Raw genomic sequence first — 17495 nt, forward strand, 5'->3', positions numbered from 1 at the left:
CTGCGGCGCACGCGCAGCGTGCGCCGCAGGTTTTAGATCTGGATTTTAATTAGGCTGAGGTAATTACCCACAATGCTCTTTGGGTAATTGATTAAGGCGATTAATAATTAATAATTTAGGCGCAAACAGGGCATATTACGTCAAAAAAGTTTAGACATAGCTTAATATATATTTCCAAAAGGGATCTGCGAATCATCTCACAAGTATCTAATGACCAACAACAACTAATCTCACATTGAGAAATATTGGAGAATATTTATGAAAAAGTATCTAGGATTTGTTGCCGCCGCTTTTCTTCTAGTTGAAGGCTTTGGGGCTGGGGCTGCGTTTGCAGGTGATAAGTATGGAGCAGTTGCTACAGGCTCTGGAAATGCTTATGGTTATGCCTATAACTACAATAGTCAAGCTGAAGCAGAAGATGCAGCTTTGTCTCAGTGTGGTAGTAATTGTTCTGTCAAAGTTTGGTTTGCTAACGCTTGTGGTGCTGTCGCCAAAGGAGGCGGATATTTAGGTTGGGCTTGGAATGCGGATGAATATACAGCTAAAGCTGCTGCCCTTGAGAGTTGTGGCAACTCTAGCTGTGAGATTGCTGTTTGGGCTTGTACCGATCGCTAAGGCAAATAAAATCAAAACTCAAAAGAGGATTACCGCGCTCCGCGCGGTAATCCTCTTTTGAGTTTTATGTCCTGACACAGTTGGCGGCAGCTATAAATAAAAAGAAATAAAAAGAAATAAAAAGATCGGAAGTGCAAAACACCGCCGATCTTTTTATTTAAGTTTTTTCGATCGCAGGAGGTCTATAAAAACTCGATCTGAGATGGTTTTGATATATCTGTAAGGCTTTTAAGCTATAATGGCAGAGTGTTTTTGAATCTTTACTCAAAATACATCCTAAAACACCATCAAGAGCGTTCTCAAAGTTTTTCTTAAAGTCCTCTTGCAAGCGACATATTTCTGGAGTTGTTTACCTTCATGCCTGAGCTCGTTACAGAAACTTATAATGCCAATCAGATCCAAGTACTTGAGGGTCTAGAAGCAGTTCGTAAACGACCTGGGATGTATATCGGCACAACGGGGCCAAAAGGATTACATCACCTAGTTTTTGAGGTCGTTGACAACAGCGTAGACGAAGCCCTTGCAGGTCATTGCGATCGCATTTTAGTGGAGCTTCTGCCCGATGGCTCAGTTTGTGTCTCCGATAACGGACGTGGTATTCCTACCGACACTCACCCCAAGACAGGAAAATCCGCCCTCGAAACCGTGCTAACCGTTCTCCATGCAGGGGGCAAATTTGGCGATGGCGGCTACAAGGTCTCAGGAGGATTGCATGGCGTGGGTATTTCCGTCGTCAATGCTCTATCGGAATGGGTGGAAGTATCGGTATGGAGATTAGAAAAGGTCTATAAACAGCGTTACGAAAGGGGATTTCCTGTTACGGAGCTAATCGCTAGCAAAAGCGAAGAACCCATCCAACGTCGAGGTACTCAGGTGCGTTTCAAGCCTGATGCTCAGATTTTTACCACCCAAACTGAATTTGAGTATGACATTCTTGCCAGTCGTCTCAAGGAACTTGCCTATCTTAATGCTGGCGTAAAAATTGAATTTAGCGATCGCCGAGGTACAGAAGTTCGCACCGATATCTACTGCTATGAAGGCGGGATTCGCGAATATGTTGCCTACATGACCCGCGAGAAAGAAGCAATTCACCCTGACATTATCTATGTCAATGGCGAACGCGATAATGTCGTGGTCGAGGTCGCTCTCCAATGGTGCATTGACTCTTACAATGATAACGTTCTTGGTTTTGCGAACAATATCCGTACGATCGATGGTGGAACTCACCTAGAGGGGCTTAAAACTGTTCTCACAAGGACGATCAACGCGACAGCAAGACGACTGAAAAAGATTAAAGAAGGCGAATCAAATCTAGCTGGGGAAAACGTTCGCGAAGGTTTGACGGCAGTGATCTCGGTTAAGGTTACCGATCCAGAGTTTGAAGGACAGACTAAAACCAAATTAGGTAATACTGAAGTTCGCGGGATCGTTGACTCCTTTGTGGGTGAAGTCCTCAATGAGTATCTAGAATTTCACCCCGCCGTGGCTACTTCAATTATTGAGAAAGCGCTCCAAGCTTTTAATGCTGCTGAAGCTGCCCGTCGCGCCCGCGAGCTAGTCCGCCGTAAATCAGCCTTAGAGTCCTCAACATTGCCAGGGAAGCTTGCCGATTGCAGTTCCCGTGATCCCAAAGAGTCGGAAATCTTCATTGTTGAGGGAGATTCAGCGGGTGGCAGTGCGAAACAAGGACGCGATCGCCATTATCAAGCGATTCTGCCTCTGCGTGGTAAGGTGCTCAACATTGAGAGAGCCGACGATAGCAAGATTTATAAGAACAATGAAATTCAAGCCTTGATTACGGGTTGCGGTTTAGGCATTAAGGGTGAAGATTTTAATGAGTCGCAATTGCGCTACCACAAAATCATTCTGCTTGCTGATGCTGATGTAGATGGAGCGCATATTCGCACTTTGTTACTCACCTTTTTCTATCGCTATCAGCGTGAACTGCTCGATCGCGGCTATATTTATATCGGCTGCCCACCACTGTATAAGGTCGAACGCGGCAAAAATGCCCAGTACTGCTATACCGATCGCGACTTGCAAGCATTGCTCGAATCTTTCCCTGCTAATGCTAACTACAACATTCAGCGATTCAAAGGTTTGGGCGAAATGATGCCTCAGCAGTTGTGGGAAACGACGATGAATCCTGCTACGCGATCGCTCAAACGTTTGACGATCGAAGATGCTGCTGAAGCCGATCGCATTTTCACAATTTTGATGGGGGATAAGGTGGCTCCCCGTCGCGAATTTATCGAGACTTATGGCTCGAAACTCGCGATTACTGAGCTGGATATTTAAATATTCCTGTATGTTATAGCTGCCGTTAACTGTATCAGTACATAACTCCCAAAAGAGGGTTGCCGCGTGGAGCGCGGCAACCCTCTTTTGAAAGTAATACCAATTCACGAAAGTGTGACAACACTTCAGTGAATTAAAAAACAAACCCAGTCAGGCTTTGAGATTCCCAAAATGGCGTTGCCATTTTGGGAATTGGTATAAGAAGAGAAGGTTGGCGCGGAGCGCCAACCTTCTCTTCTTGGGTTTAAAAAAGCACCGCTTTTTTATTTGACAAATTCCTTAAAAGTTTGCGTGGAGTTACAACGCTCATTCTGATAGTTTCTCAATAACTGGGCGATGAGTATCGGTAAATCCTTAGCTGCATATTCCGCATATAGTTCTTTACCAAAGTGATTTCCATCATCACCTACATAAACCCGATACATTTCAGGATGAGTTTCGCCATTCTCGCTGGGGATTCCCACTAGAGCAATATCGCTGGAGTGATGCTGGGCACAGGACTTATCACAGCCAGAGAAATGAATGTTAATTGGATAGTCGAGTTTAATGCAGCTTTCTAAGTAGGCGGCAACTTTTTTAGCATCGGCTTGAGTATCCGTAAAGGCGGCTTTGCATCCCTTATATCCCGAACAAGCAGCGATCGCCGCATAGGGATGGTTGACCGAAATCGACAAACCCAAATGCGCTAGCCCTTGCGTTACCCGCTCGATATCTACATCCGCAATATCCGTAAGCAGAATATTTTGCCAAGGGGTCAGTCGCAAAGCCCCACCACCATATTTTGTGGTTAAAAGTGCTAATCCCTGCAATTGCGTCGCCGTGAGCCTTCCCAAGGGAACGACTACACCAATATAGGAAAGCCCCCTTTGCTTTTGAGGGTTAACTCCTAAATGTCGATAGCGATCGCGTTGCTGAGTCTCGTGTTCCCTTGCTAGTAACTCAAGGGGAATGGATTGTAAGGAATAACCGAGCCTTTCCGTGGCTGCGCTTAGGAAACGTTCGACACCCCAGTCTTTTAGCATTTCTCTTAAACGGAGCGGACGCAGCCGCGAATATTGCTGATTGAATCTTTCCTCAGTAAGGTCAGTAGCGAGGTCAGTATATTCCCGATAAATATCTGCGAACGTGGCAAGAACTTCTATTACTTGATCGGGAGCAATTAAAACTCCCACTGGCGATGGTGATTCTCCGCGATCGCCAAAACTAAGATGCAAGCTAAAGTATATCTCTCCACTAAATTCTAAGGCAGAGAAGACAATATCATTGGGGCGATCGCTAACATTGATCATCTCGCCACCATCAAAACAAACACTAAACTTAGAAGAAAGAATTGCTAGTTCAGGATGATTGACGAGATATAAATTCCATTGCTTAACTAAAGGAATGGTGTTGATTTTGGCTTGTATATCAATCCCTGCGGTGGGACTAGCCATGATATTCCGTAAGCCATCAATGTTGGGATTACTGGAAGCCAATCCATAGTCTTGTAGATCTAGAAGTACTTCTGCCGAGAGGGCTTGATGAGTGCGGATTTGGAGATTAGCCCGATTAGTAATTTGGATTTCACCATTACCAAATTGATTGACGACCTTTACGAGCGCTTCACATTGCGTAGCAGTAATCACCCCCGCAGGTAAACGAATACGCGAAAGAATGCCATCTTGGGCGGTAGTGGCATTAAAAAGACTAGGACAAATAGCTGTAGTAGATTGCAATTGAGAAAATTCCAAAAAAATAATCCCATGATGAAGGCGCGTTGCGCCTTCATCATGGCTATAAACTTAGCGCCGCTTCAATTTGCGATCGCTCTAAAGATTGACCGATAAATACCAAGCGCGTTTGGCGAGTTTCGTCGCTAGACCATAGGCGATCGTAGGAGGTTTCGAGGCGATCGCCTACACCTTGGAGAACCATTCGCATCGATTTATGAGGAACATTGACAAACCCCTTAATGCGATAGATTTCCTGCTTGGCGATCGTTTCCTTCAAAGCAGCTAATAGCTGGCTCGGTTCAAAAGCTCGTTCCGTAACGATATCAATCGAATTAATGTCATCATCATGCTCATGCTCTTCTTCCTCGTCGTGATGACTGGGACGCGCATCCAAATCATCTTCCACAGCGGCATTAAAGCCCAATAAAATCTCAGAACTGACCTTGCCATCGCCACAAGCCACCACCTTCACGCCATCGCGCAGTTCTTGCTTTAACCATGACTGTACCTTAGCTTGCGCCTCTGCATCGACCAGATCGGTCTTTGTTAATAGCACCAGATCGGCACAGGCTAACTGATCTTCAAATAACTCTTCGATGGGAGTTTCATGATCGAGGTTGGGGTCTTCTTGACGCTGAGCATCAAGGGCTTCAAGATTGCTTACCAAGCGTCCGCTAGCGACAGCTTCACAATCGACTACGGCGATTACGCCATCAACGGTTGCACCATTGCGGATCTCTTGCCAACGGAAGGCTTGAATTAAGGGTTTTGGTAATGCTAATCCAGAGGTCTCAATCAAAATGCAATCAATGCGATCGCGTCTTTTGAGTAATTCCTGCATTGTCGGTAAAAATTCTTCCTGCACGGTGCAGCAAAGACAACCATTGGTCAGTTCCACAATATTGGGAGTAATCTCTTTGCCATCCTCATCGCATACACGACAGGAACGTAGGAGATCGCCATCGATACCAATCTCTCCAAATTCATTCACAAGTACAGCTATACGCTTTCCTTGATTATTTTGTAATTGTTCCCGAATAAGCGTGGTTTTGCCACTGCCTAAAAATCCAGTAATTACCGTTACAGGTATTTTTGCTGCCATAATCTTCTCTAAAAAACTGAAAAAAGCGCCTAAGTAGCTGGGCATAATTAAAAAACAGAGTCGAAAGCTGTAGCGGACTCGCAGCGTTCGCTACAGCTTTTTCGGTTTTATATTTAATTGCGCCTAGCTGCTTATAGCAATCCTATAGGTTGTAATACCAATTCACGAAAGATACCAATTCACGAAAGTGTAACAACACTTTTGTGAATTGGTATTAAACCTTAGGTGCAGGGAGAATTAGAGATGAAATATTTGATGCTAGAAAAGCCGCACCAATTCCACAAATTACCAATCCAGCCGAACGTAGGTTAGGTGCGGCTTGAGCAAAATCACCCTTTAGTACCTTCTGTCCGATCCAAAATGCCGCACCAGAAATTACTAATTGAATGACGGTAAATCCACATAAGTAGGCGACCAAAGCTGTGGTTTGCGCTCCAAAAATTGCTTCACCATAGGCATAGCCATGAAACAAACCTGCGGCGGCTGATAAAGCGATCATCACAAGAATATTCGGGCTATGCTTGCGAGCTAATAAAATGCCAAACAACAAAATTGATGCGGAAACGATCAACTCAACAACTGGTAAATTTACTCCCAGCAAATGAATTCCTGTACCAAGCATTGCCGATAAAACGAAGGAAACTGGAATGAGAATCCCTTGAGATTTGATTGCGGCAAATAAACCCACAGCCACAATAAAAGCTAAGTGATCTACCCCAATGACTGGGTGAGCCAAGCCTGACATGAAACCTTCAAAAAAGTTGCTAGGCATTCTGCCACCCATTGCGTGGTGTGCCGATGCTGGGCTAGCAAATAGCAAAAGACTAAAGCCAAAGGCGATCACTAATATCTTGGACTGAATTGATGAAGAAAGTTTAGAAAAATTCATATTCTGTAACTCGCAGATATGGACAGCAAAACTAGTTCTAGCGGGCATCCTGACTTTAGCAGCGTTTAAGTAAGCGGCTTTACAGTTGCGGTACAGCGTTGGACTTACACCAAACTTTCCCCAATGCAAAATCTAAGTAGTTACAAGTAATCTACTTAATTTCATTTTTAACGGCTGATCCCCGTTAAAACTAGAACAGCTTTATGACTCTACAATAATTCGCCTACTTTATGGGCAAATCTTTACAGATTTACAAAGCTTGGGCTGTCAAATTACCTTAGGGTTTCTTATATCAATTCACGAAAGTGTGGCAACACTTTTGTGAATTAAAAACCAAACACAGTAAAGGTAATACCAAAACTAAAAATGGCGTAGCCATTTTTAGTTTTGGTATTACCCTCTAAATTTGAGTGGCGGCGCTTTGCGCCGCCACTGGTGACAGCTATAGGACTATGAGCAATTAACCTTTTACACAGATAATCTGTTTGAGAGTTGCCACTACTTCTACGAGATCGGTCTGCTGATCCATAACCTGCTCGATCGCTTTATAAGCAGCAGGTATTTCATCGATGATTCCCGTATCTTTGCGGCATTCTATCCCTTGAGTTTGTTGAATTAGGTCATCTAAGTTGAATTGTTCCTTCGCCTTACTTCTCGATAGCAATCGCCCCGCCCCATGGGAGCAGGAACAATAACTTTCGGAATTACCTTTACCTTTGACAATAAAAGACTTCGCTCCCATAGAACCCGGAATAATGCCATAGTCTTCTGTTCTGGCTCTTACCGCACCTTTACGAGTGACATATACTTCTTCTCCAAAGTGAGATTCCTTCTCGGCATAATTATGATGACAATTTACGGTTAGTAAAGGTTTAATAGGTTTGCCACCACTGGCATACTTCTCAATAATTTTTTTAAATCGCGCCATCATCACGTCGCGATTGAACCTTGCATATTCCTGCGCCCATTGCAAATCGCGCCAATAAGCAGCGAATTCAGCAGTGCCCGCTACAAAGTAGGCAAGATCCTTATCCATTAAAGAAGTATCGCTCAATCGCGCGAGATTCTTAGCTGTCTCAATATGTCTTTGGGCGAGCATATTACCAATATTTCGCGAACCAGAATGCAGCATCAACCATACTTGATTATCTGTATCTAGGCAAACCTCTATGAAATGATTCCCTCCACCAAGGGAACCTAATTGTTTCATTGCTTTACTCTCAAGATGCTGTACACCCAAATGGAGGTCATGGAAGTCATGCCATCCTTGCCAGTTGAGTACCGATTTTTCGACTTCTTTGTTGTCATTAAAACCGACAGGAATAGTAGCTTCGATTTCGAGACGAATTTGCTTTAATTTCCCTTCTAGCTGCTCTTGGCGAAATGGAGTTTTAATTGCTGCCATCCCGCAACCGATGTCTACGCCTACAGCCGCAGGCACGATCGCTTCTTTGGTCGCAATGACTGAACCAACTAGCGCCCCTTTACCGAGATGCACATCGGGCATGAGGGCAACATGTTTAAACACAAAGGGCAAGGAAGCTACATTCTTCGCCATTTTTACTTCTGCATGACCGAGGTCATGTCCTGCCCAAGACAAAACGGGCTTGGGCGTTGCGATATCTAGTTTTTGAAAAGGCATGATTTTAATTATGCTTCATAATGTAGTACGTATACTACATTATGAAGCATGTTAGCGCAATAGTTAAAAGCATAAAACCTATCTCTTTTATTCTCTTTTAAGTAGCTACTCCCTTCCCACCAAAGAAATAGACATCAAAAAACAATAATTAGCGTTGCGGCGCGAAGCGCCGCAACGTCTAATTTTTCACTGGGAAGGGAGTAGGCACAGTTAAATATAAAATCCCAAAACCTGTAGCCCACGCGCAGCGTGGGCTACAGGTTTTGATTCTGGTTTTTAATTATGCCCAGCACTTTGCGCGCAAACCCAAACCAAGGAAATTTTTGAAAGCGTTGCAAAGCAACGCTTTCAAAAATTTCCTTGGTTCGTTTGATCGATAATTGCTGTAGTTACTTTTATGGCAGCATTTTGACGTAACCATAAAAAAACTAGTAAACTGTTTAATAGTAAGATTTTTGTAATATTCTTGATTTTTTAGAATTATTGTGCGTCGTTGATTCTGTGGCTGCTAGTTTTTTTCGTCGGACAAGTCTACTTTCATCAGTTAATTCAAGTTAATTCAGTTAATGCTTCTAGGAATAAGGCTATGTTTCCCAAATTACTTTATCGGCACTTTTATCGGCACTTTTATCGCTATTCGGTATTTTTAGCGATCGCGACTCTTTGGAAAGTCACCGCATTTTCTCATTTTGTAGCAGGGGCTAACGCACAAACCTTTGAGCCACCCGTAAATAATCCAGCACCCACAACAACCATTGGTGGTGGCAGACGTGGCAGTGATGGACAATGCTTAAAGGATTTAAAGGATCTAGACCTTCATCAGAAAGATTTCAAAGCAAGGTCTTCCGTAGAGCATCAGATTACGCCGCTACTTCCCCCGAATCAATTTGGGCTGACGATCTCATCCAATCCTCAGTTTTTCGCCTACATTCCCAAAACTAATGCGATCGCTGTCGAGTTTACGCTTGAGAATCCTCAAGGCAAAGGGATCGCTCGTAAAAGAATTGATCTCACAACTACTCCCAGCGTTGTTAACGTTCAATTCGATCGCTTATCCCTAGAAATCGGCAAGGATTATAAATGGCTAGTTTCCCTAGTATGCGAAACTGGCGACCCCGAAGATCGTTTTGCTGAGGGCCTCATTCGGCGCATCCAACCTGAGCCAAGTCTGCTCGCCAAATTAGACAAGGCAAGCGCGATTGATCAAGTGTATATATACGCCAAGTTTGGCATTTGGTATGAAGCGATCGCGAATCTTGCCAATCTGCGTCTATCTCAGCCCAATAATGCTGAACTTAGAAACAATTGGTTGAATCTACTCACATCATCCAATCTCGCGCCCTTAGCAAACATTCCTCTTAAAAACTAAGTCGAATTAGTTATCCAAAACTAGTCACAAATAAAGCAAAATGTCTACAGATTCCGATGAGTTGATTTTCTTAGCAGAAGATGATGAAAAGGTATCTCATGTAGATGAAAAACCAGACAATCTATCTTATCTATCTGCTGTCGGAATTGTTGGGGAGCATGACCATGAGTCTCATGTCATCAATCGAGCCATAGAGATCAAAAGTAGAGCGACTTGGAAAATCCTAATTTGTGATGACGATCAATCCGTACATAATGTAACCAGATTAGCTCTAGAGGAGTTTAGGTTTGCAGGCAAAGGATTAGAAATATTTTCGGCGTTCTCTGGTACTGAGGGCATTAAGATCGTCGAGCAGCATCCTGACATCGCTGTGATCCTGCAAGATGTAATTATGGAGACGAATGACGCAGGGTTGCATACTGTCAAATACATTCGCGAAGTCTTGCAAAATCCTTTAGTACGGATAATTCTCCGTACAGGACAGCCATCAGAATTTCCCGAATCTTCAGTAATCTTAAACTATGATATCAATGACTATAAGTCAAAAACTGAATTAACTGAACAAAAGCTCTTTACATCCCTAGTAGCCAGTTTAAGAAGCTATAGCACGATCATCAGTCTTGCCGAAAGTAGACAAAAGCTTGCCATACTAAACTCCCAACTTCAAACTTTTAATCAGAACTTAGAAAATCTCGTTCGAGAACGCACTATAGAACTCGAAATTGCGAAGGAGGCTGCGGATAGTGCCAATAAAGCCAAAAGCCAATTTCTCACGAACATGAGTCACGAACTCAGAACTCCCCTCAATGGAATTCTCGGCTATGCGCAAGTTCTAAAAACAAGTAACGATCCGATTAAAAATCAAAAGGGTTTAGACATCATTCAACGTAGTGGCAATCACTTGCTAACTCTGATTAACGATATTCTCGACCTTTCCAAAATTGAAGCTGGTAAATTAGAGCTTGAGTACGAACCTTTTTATTTAAATGGATTGCTTACCGAGCTACTGGATACATTTAAGGTACAAGCAAGCAAGCAAAAAGTAGAAATTGTCTATCGGACTATCGGGCAAATCCCAAAACTAGTTTATGGTGATGCGCGGCGATTGCGTCAAGTTCTATTTAACTTGATGGGCAATGCCATCAAATTCACCAGTGAGGGGCTTGTTTCTTTGACTGTTCAGGACTTGGGTAGTAACAAAATCCGCTTTGACATCGTTGATAGTGGTGTGGGGATTGCCTCGGAGGACTTGTCTAAGATATTTGAATCCTTTGAACAAGTTGGTGATCCTAAGGATATGCAATCGGGGACGGGGCTGGGTTTATCTATCAGTCAAAAGCTAGTTGCATTGATGGGAGGAGAACTAAATGTTACCAGTGCTTTAGGTGAAGGGAGTAATTTTTGGTTAGAGATTGACTTACCCAATTATGTAAGTCCGACACCGATTAATTTGGATACCGAGGAGGGCTATCACGATGCGATTCCTTCGGAGATGTCCTCACCGTCATCTTTTGCAACTCAGGCGATCGCTAGTTTTGCCAGACCAAGTCGCCGCATCCTCTTAAATTTCCTAGAGCTTGCTAAAAATGGTGACTTAGACGCTCTCCAAGAAACTGCACGAGATTTACAAAAGTCAGATGCTTGCTTGCAAATTTTTACTGGAGAAATAATAGAGATGCTGAAGGATCGCCAACTTGACAAGATTTTAAGTTATCTCTATGCACAGATGAAAGAAGGTCAAAAACCTTGATCTACGCACAGCATCCGTCAAGTTTTTTTGGCTTAGCAAACCTTACAGGGAATTTTTGAAAGCGTTGCGAAGCAACGCTTTCAAAAATTCCCTGTAAGGTTCGTTTGATCGATAATTGCTGTAAGTGAATATAGCAATACTATAGCCAAAACCATTATGATATTGCTGTTTTGTGAAATAACAAGGTGAATTTAATGGCGATCGTATTACCAAAAAAAATCATGCTGCTGGGCTCTGGGGAACTGGGTAAGGAGTTTGTAATAGCTGCGAAAAGACTCGGTAATACAGTAATTGCGGTCGATCGCTACGATAATGCGCCAGCTATGCAAGTTGCCGATGTTCGAGAAGTTATTTCGATGTTGGATGGCGAAGCCCTCGAAGCCGTCGTCAAAAAACATCAACCCGATCTGATCGTGCCAGAAGTAGAGGCAATCCGCACCGAAAAACTCATCGAACTGGAAGCGCAGGGTTACAAGGTCATTCCCACAGCGGCAGCCACCAACTTCACGATGAATCGCGATCGCATTCGCGATCTAGCCAGTAATGAGTTGGGCTTGCGTACTGCCAAATATGCCTATGCTACTAGCCTTGAGGAACTAAAAACCGTTGCCGGCGAAATTGGGTTTCCGAACGTAATTAAACCCGTCATGTCCTCCTCTGGCAAGGGACAATCTGTCGTCAATTCTCGCGATGAACTAGAAAAGGCTTGGGATTATGCGATCGCTGGAGCGCGAGGTGATACTGCCAAAATCATCATTGAAGAATTTATTAATTTTGAAGTTGAAATTACTCTGTTAACGATCCGTCAATGGCAGGGAGAGACTCTATTTTGTGAGGCGATCGGGCATCGGCAAGAACGCGGTGACTACCAAGAATCATGGCAACCCGTCGGCTTAACTGCGAATCAAGTCAAAGATGCACAGGACATTGCGCGTAAAGTCACCGATAAACTCGGCGGGGCAGGGATTTTCGGCGTAGAATTTTTTATCACCAAGGATGAAGTAATTTTCTCTGAACTGTCTCCCCGTCCCCACGATACGGGAATGGTTACCCTCATCTCCCAAAATCTCAACGAATTTGAACTTCATTTACGCGCCATTTTAGGCTTACCCATTCCCACAATTGAATTGCTCAGTCCGTCCGCCAGTGCGGTCATTCTTGCTAGCGAAACAAGCAATGAGATTTCCTTTACAGGTGTAGAAGAAGCTCTGGCGATTCCTAACGTAGAAGTTCGTTTATTTGGTAAACCAGATTCTCGTCCCTATCGACGTATGGGTGTAGCTTTAGCTAAGGGGAAAGATGCCACCGAGTCTCGTCAAAAGGCAACAGAAGCCGCATCTAAGGTTAAAATCAATGATTTCCCTTCATGATTAAATATAAACCCAAAAGACCTGTAGCGTACGCTACAGGTCTTTTGGGTTTACAGCAATTATCGATCAAACGAACCACAAGGAAATTTTTGAAAGCGTTGCTTCGCAACGCTTTCAAAAATTTCCTTGGTTTTGATTGCAAGATCGCTTTTGTCAGTCGATCGTCAGTCGATCGCATGAGTGACCTTGCTTTTGCCTTTGCCTAAGAATAAAAGTAAGGGAAGAGAGTAGAGAAAGACCATCCCCACAAAGTGAAAAATATCGGCGTAGGATAGTACTGCGGCTTGTTGGTTGACGCTACTTTCTAGAGTAGCGATCGCTTGTTGATGCGCAGTTACTAAATCCGATCCCCCATTGTGAAATGCCCCCGTTAATAGGCTAATTCTCTCGTTCGTCATTGAGTTATAGGGACTGAGTTTTGCGAGTAAAACTGATTTATGAAATGCTTCCCGTTGCGAAAGAAGCGTGGAAAGTACAGCAATGCCGATGCTGCCGCCAAGCTGACGGGTCAAATTATAGAATCCCGAACCCGATGAAATAGCGGCTTTGGGAATAGAACCTAAGGTTGCCAAACTAAGGGGCAAGAACATGAGGACAGTGGCTGCGCCACGCCAGATCAGCGGCATAAATAGTTCACTACTGCCCGTTTGTGGCGTAATCGTGGCAAGTTGGTTCATCACTAAAGTAGTGCCGATCGCTCCACAGGCAACTAAGATCCGCGCGTCAATTTTTGCTGAGATTTTCCCTAGCAAAACCATCACCACAGCCGATGCTAGCGCCCCAGGCGCAAGTAGTAAACCTGTCTGCGTTGCCGTAAATCCCAGCACACTCTGCGTAAATAGCGGCACAGCAAATAGGGCCCCATATAGCCCCATCCCCAGAATTCCTGAATAGAGACTACCTGCGGCAAGGGAACGATAGCGCAGTACGCGCAGATCGACGGCTGGGGAAGGGGTATGCAGTTCACGATAGATAAAAAATACCAGTCCGACTATGGCGGCGATCGCCAAAGTGACGATAAAACTCGAAGAGAACCAATCATCCTGCTCGCCCTCCTCTAAAAAAGTTTGCAAACTACCCACCGCAATTACGAGGAGTCCGATCCCCCACCAATCTACCTTTTGCTTGACCTGTTGGCGACTGCTCCGATCCTTGGGCAAAAATAGTAATGCCATCACCACGGCAAGGATGCCCATGGGTAAATTGATAAAGAAGATCCATCGCCATCCCAGACCATCGGTTAAGAATCCGCCCAAAGTTGGACCGATCGCGGGTCCAGCAATTACGCCAACACCGAAGACTGCTTGAGCGAGCCCCTGCTCGGAGGGAGGGAAAGTTTCAAAGAGAATTGCTTGGGCTTTGGCAAGGAGTCCACCACCACATAGTCCTTGGAGGATGCGACTAGCAATTAACATTGGTAGATTAATCGCAAAACCGCAGAGAACGGAGGCGATGGTAAATCCCACCATGGAAAAGACAAAGTAAGTCTTTTTGCCAAAGTAGTCCCCAAGCCAAGCCGATAGCGGAATGAGTACGACATTGGCGATCGCATAGCCTGTAATGACCCAACCGATTTCGCTAATGGTCGCACCCAGACTTGCCTGCATATCCTTAAGCGCGACATTGACAATACTGGTGTCAATTACTTCTAGAATTGCGCCAAGGGAAACCGTAACCGCGATCGCCCATTTCCGAGATCCTTGGATATATCCCGCCTCAGCATTGGGTTTAGCGGCAACCGATAAATGATGGGATGGGGTAGCCATATTAAACCATTATGTTTTTTGATTGTGTTTTTTGATCAGGTGAGTAGCTGGGCATAATTAAAATCCAGACCCAAGAGCTATAGCGCAAGCTGCGCTTGTGCTACAGCTCTTGGGTCTGCGCCCATTTACTTACTGACATTTGCCGTATCTACCGTAACTTTGATACTTAATCCCGCTCTCAGTTTGTGGTTGGGATCGGCATCGGGACGAAAAGCTAAACGCACGGGTAACCATTGAACGACTTTGTTATAGTTACCTGTGGCATTGTCTGGAGGCAACAGAGCAAAACTTGCCCCCGTGGCGGGACTAATTCCTTCAACGGTGGCGCGAAATACTTCTCCTGGATAGGCATCAACTTCGACCTCGGCATCTTGACCAAGGCGTAAATTTTGGAGGGAGGTTTCCTTGAAATTGGCTTCTATATAAATTTGGTCGGTTTGCAGCGGTACAACCGCTAAGAGGGACTGTCCAGACTGTACCTTCTGACCGACCTGCGCCGTTAACTTACCAACAAAGCCACTCACAGGAGCTTTAATGACCGTGTATTCCAGTTGCTTTTCCACCATAGCTATTTCTACCTTCGCCTCTTCTACCTGAGCTTGGGCAAGTTTCTCTTGATCTTGCTGCACCACCACATTTTGCTCGGCAACATCGGTCTGGGCTGCTTGACCTTTGGTTACTTCCGATTCAGCGATCGCTTTTTGGAGTTGGGCTTGGGCGTTCATTAGTTCCGCTTGCGACTGTTCCACCACGCGATTAGTGGCAGCGAGATTTGCCAGATTATTGCTATAGGCTGACTTGGCAAGATCCGCTTGTTGGGCAGAAATTGCACCGCTCTGATAAAGCGAATCATAGCGTCGATAGTCTGCCTGAGTTTTCTCGACATCCGTTTGGGCTTGAGCGACCCTAGCCTGATTAACGGCGATCGCCGCCTTGGCTTGTTCCACATTGGCTAGAGCCACGCTAATTCCCGACTGACTAGCCCCTAGTTGCGCTTGCGATTGTTGCACTTGCGTTATGTGGGTTTGACTGGTTAACTGCACAGTATGCTTGGCGCTTGCCAATTGCGCTTGTGCCGCCCGTAACTTTGCTTTTGCCTGTTGCAAATTTAGCGCTAAATCCTGATTCGCCAGAACGACAAGGGTTTGCCCTCCCTGTACATAATCTCCATCCTTCACTAACACTTGCTGCACTGTTGCTGAGATTTCGCAGGAAATTGGCGAGAGATGTCCCTGTATTTGAGCGTTCTCGGTACTGACATGGGTTTTCTGAAACTGCCACCAATTCCAGCCCCCAACCGCACTCAATCCTAAAGCGATCGCCCCGACAATCAAGAATAAGCTGCGCTTTTGTGAAGCAGGTTCTCGTTTGCCATTCTTAATATTCTCTAAGTTACTATTCTCTAAGTTACTATTCTCTAAACTACTATTCTCTAAATTATTATTCTCTAGCTCCGCACTCTGATCTAGTAAAACCTTATCTTGGGAAATTGCCTGATCATCCCCCAAAGTTGCGATTAGTTCTTCACCGTTTTCTAAAAGTGGCTGGCTTGCGCTTGGCAAAATTTCTTCTGAACGCGAATCAACAGTTAATGGCGAAGATTTAGTTGTTTTCATATATTTTTAGTGCCTCAGCATAACTAATACCAAAACTAAAAATAGCTAAGCCATTTTTAGTTTTTCAAATCCTTACTAGGTTTGGTTTTCAACTCACAAAATTGTTGTCACACTTTCGTGAGTTGGTATAAAATCCAGATCTAAAACCTACGGCGCAGGTTTTACCAATTACTTTCTACCTGCGATGATTATTTAAAGGGGCAGAATTTGCAGAATTTACGGGAACAGGACTAATTCCGTTTACAAATAGCTCGACGCAGCCCTCAACATATTGTGTTTGGCTGTACCCTCGCAAGATTGGTGAAATATGTTGACGTAACATTCCCGCTAGCAGCATCCCTGTAAACATATCGATCGCTAGAGCAAGGTCTACATCAGGACGGACGATCCCCCTAGCTTCACCATTGCGCAGGTAAGCAATTAGCTTGTCGCGGAGAGGCATCATTGCTTCTTGGGTAATGCGAATTGCTTCCTCAGGATGGCGTTTTGCTTCCCCTATAAACATTCTGACTAAGGCTTCATGCTGCTCGAGTTGATCGCTATAAACCTTGCCGTAGTGGAGCAGGTCGATCCGTAGGTCTTGAGTCCATTCATCTTGATGCTCCAAAGCCTCGGCTTGCAAAGCCGTCGTGTAATGGACTACCGCTTTTAATAACTGCTCCTTGTTCTGAAAATGCCTAAATAATGTTAATTCGTTTACCTCAGCCCGACGCGCAATCTCGCGAGTAGTTGCCCCAGCTATTCCCTCGGTAGCAAATACCTCAACTGCGGTTTTTAGCAAGCGCTCGCGTGTCTTTGCGGGACTGCGTTTTACTTTTTCCATTTTTTATCTTTCATCTACTAGAACAATGTAAGTAGTTACTTACATTGTTCTAGTATAAGGAGTTGTCGGTTGGGTTGAGTCCCCCAAATGTGCGACCAGAAAAAAACTAATACCAAGTTAAGAAATGGCTACGCCATTTCTTAACTTGGTATTAAGTAGTTTGGCATAATTAAAAACCAAAACCAGAGAGCGTACCGCCCGCTACGCGGGCGGTACGCTCCTCTAGGTTTTAAGTTTACTTCTTAGCTACTTACAAGCTCCGCAAAAATGTATTGATTTAGATCACTATAGGCAAAGAATAAAAATTATGGAAATCATGCGCTTGGTTGTTGCTGGAACTGTGGGAGCAGGGAAGTCAACCTTTATTCGCACAGTTAGTGAAATTGATGTTGTAGATACCGATCGCCGAGCCACGGACGAGACTGACCGAAAATAAAACATAGAACCACTGTCGCGATGGACTTTGGTCGATTAACTTTGGTCTGACATGGCTTTTACATATTTATGGAACACCAGGACAGCAGCGCTTTGACTTTATGTGGG

General features: G+C 44.4%; 12 protein-coding genes, 1 pseudogene and 1 riboswitch. Of the genes and pseudogenes, 6 read left to right on the forward strand and 7 right to left on the reverse strand.

Annotated elements, in window-relative coordinates:
* Window positions 1-258 precede the first annotated feature (258 nt).
* On the forward strand, window positions 259-615 hold the full coding sequence (locus tag PSE7429_RS13230; RefSeq protein WP_009627723.1) for a DUF4189 domain-containing protein: 357 nt from the start codon (window positions 259-261) through the stop codon (window positions 613-615).
* 357 nt (window positions 616-972) lie between these two features.
* On the forward strand, window positions 973-2913 hold the full coding sequence (gene gyrB / locus PSE7429_RS13235) for a DNA topoisomerase (ATP-hydrolyzing) subunit B (RefSeq protein ID WP_009627724.1): 1941 nt from the start codon (window positions 973-975) through the stop codon (window positions 2911-2913).
* A gap of 263 nt (window positions 2914-3176) precedes the next feature.
* On the opposite strand, the gene cobG is transcribed toward gyrB, so the two are convergent.
* The 4 genes from cobG to PSE7429_RS13255 form a co-directional block, all read right to left on the reverse strand.
* The gene (gene cobG, locus PSE7429_RS13240; RefSeq protein WP_009627725.1) at window positions 3177-4643 is read right to left on the reverse strand and encodes a precorrin-3B synthase; all 1467 of its coding nucleotides are present in this window, start codon (window positions 4641-4643) and stop codon (window positions 3177-3179) included.
* A 43-nt stretch (window positions 4644-4686) separates the two neighbouring features.
* Window positions 4687-5727 (reverse strand): cobalamin biosynthesis protein CobW, encoded by a 1041-nt coding sequence (cobW, locus tag PSE7429_RS13245; protein ID WP_040688629.1) that lies wholly within the window; start codon window positions 5725-5727, stop codon window positions 4687-4689.
* A gap of 214 nt (window positions 5728-5941) precedes the next feature.
* Entirely contained in the window at window positions 5942-6616 is a 675-nt protein-coding gene (locus PSE7429_RS13250; RefSeq protein ID WP_009627727.1) for a HupE/UreJ family protein, read from the reverse strand.
* Between the two features lie 22 nt (window positions 6617-6638).
* A riboswitch (cobalamin riboswitch) is annotated at window positions 6639-6779 on the reverse strand.
* Window positions 6780-7076: 297 nt separating this feature from the next.
* Entirely contained in the window at window positions 7077-8258 is a 1182-nt protein-coding gene (locus tag PSE7429_RS13255; protein WP_009627728.1) for an RtcB family protein, read from the reverse strand.
* A 586-nt stretch (window positions 8259-8844) separates the two neighbouring features.
* Here PSE7429_RS13255 and PSE7429_RS13260 point away from each other — a divergent pair.
* From PSE7429_RS13260 to purT, 3 genes are all read left to right on the forward strand, one after another.
* Window positions 8845-9627, forward strand: coding sequence for a DUF928 domain-containing protein (locus PSE7429_RS13260; RefSeq protein ID WP_009627729.1), 783 nt, complete (start codon window positions 8845-8847; stop codon window positions 9625-9627).
* A gap of 40 nt (window positions 9628-9667) precedes the next feature.
* Window positions 9668-11377, forward strand: coding sequence for an ATP-binding response regulator (locus PSE7429_RS13265; RefSeq protein WP_009627730.1), 1710 nt, complete (start codon window positions 9668-9670; stop codon window positions 11375-11377).
* A gap of 194 nt (window positions 11378-11571) precedes the next feature.
* Window positions 11572-12747, forward strand: a complete 1176-nt coding sequence (gene purT, locus PSE7429_RS13270; protein WP_009627731.1) for a formate-dependent phosphoribosylglycinamide formyltransferase — start codon at window positions 11572-11574, stop codon at window positions 12745-12747.
* Between the two features lie 164 nt (window positions 12748-12911).
* Here purT and PSE7429_RS13275 read toward each other — a convergent pair whose 3' ends face one another.
* The 3 genes from PSE7429_RS13275 to PSE7429_RS13285 form a co-directional block, all read right to left on the reverse strand.
* Complete coding sequence (locus tag PSE7429_RS13275) at window positions 12912-14513, reverse strand: DHA2 family efflux MFS transporter permease subunit (protein ID WP_009627732.1); 1602 nt, start codon at window positions 14511-14513, stop codon at window positions 12912-12914.
* A gap of 125 nt (window positions 14514-14638) precedes the next feature.
* Entirely contained in the window at window positions 14639-16129 is a 1491-nt protein-coding gene (locus PSE7429_RS13280; protein ID WP_009627733.1) for an HlyD family secretion protein, read from the reverse strand.
* 175 nt (window positions 16130-16304) lie between these two features.
* Window positions 16305-16952, reverse strand: a complete 648-nt coding sequence (locus PSE7429_RS13285; RefSeq protein WP_009627735.1) for a TetR/AcrR family transcriptional regulator — start codon at window positions 16950-16952, stop codon at window positions 16305-16307.
* Window positions 16953-17259: 307 nt separating this feature from the next.
* Here PSE7429_RS13285 and PSE7429_RS28000 point away from each other — a divergent pair.
* Window positions 17260-17495, forward strand: a pseudogene (locus PSE7429_RS28000) (GTP-binding protein); the annotation flags it as partial.

Origin of the sequence: Pseudanabaena biceps PCC 7429, from assembly GCF_000332215.1 — a bacterium.
Lineage (GTDB): Bacteria > Cyanobacteriota > Cyanobacteriia > Pseudanabaenales > Pseudanabaenaceae > Pseudanabaena > Pseudanabaena biceps.

What these genes read in the sequence shown, in the direction of transcription:
- PSE7429_RS13285 (WP_009627735.1), bottom strand. Translation starts at nt 16,952, where the DNA reads ATGGAAAAAGTAAAACGCAGTCCCGCAAAGACACGCGAGCGCTTGCTA.
- PSE7429_RS13250 (WP_009627727.1), bottom strand. Translation starts at nt 6,616, where the DNA reads ATGAATTTTTCTAAACTTTCTTCATCAATTCAGTCCAAGATATTAGTG.
- PSE7429_RS13230 (WP_009627723.1), top strand. Translation starts at nt 259, where the DNA reads ATGAAAAAGTATCTAGGATTTGTTGCCGCCGCTTTTCTTCTAGTTGAA.
- PSE7429_RS13275 (WP_009627732.1), bottom strand. Translation starts at nt 14,513, where the DNA reads ATGGCTACCCCATCCCATCATTTATCGGTTGCCGCTAAACCCAATGCT.
- PSE7429_RS13280 (WP_009627733.1), bottom strand. Translation starts at nt 16,129, where the DNA reads ATGAAAACAACTAAATCTTCGCCATTAACTGTTGATTCGCGTTCAGAA.
- gyrB (WP_009627724.1), top strand. Translation starts at nt 973, where the DNA reads ATGCCTGAGCTCGTTACAGAAACTTATAATGCCAATCAGATCCAAGTA.
- cobW (WP_040688629.1), bottom strand. Translation starts at nt 5,727, where the DNA reads ATGGCAGCAAAAATACCTGTAACGGTAATTACTGGATTTTTAGGCAGT.
- PSE7429_RS13265 (WP_009627730.1), top strand. Translation starts at nt 9,668, where the DNA reads ATGTCTACAGATTCCGATGAGTTGATTTTCTTAGCAGAAGATGATGAA.
- purT (WP_009627731.1), top strand. Translation starts at nt 11,572, where the DNA reads ATGGCGATCGTATTACCAAAAAAAATCATGCTGCTGGGCTCTGGGGAA.
- PSE7429_RS13255 (WP_009627728.1), bottom strand. Translation starts at nt 8,258, where the DNA reads ATGCCTTTTCAAAAACTAGATATCGCAACGCCCAAGCCCGTTTTGTCT.
- PSE7429_RS13260 (WP_009627729.1), top strand. Translation starts at nt 8,845, where the DNA reads ATGTTTCCCAAATTACTTTATCGGCACTTTTATCGGCACTTTTATCGC.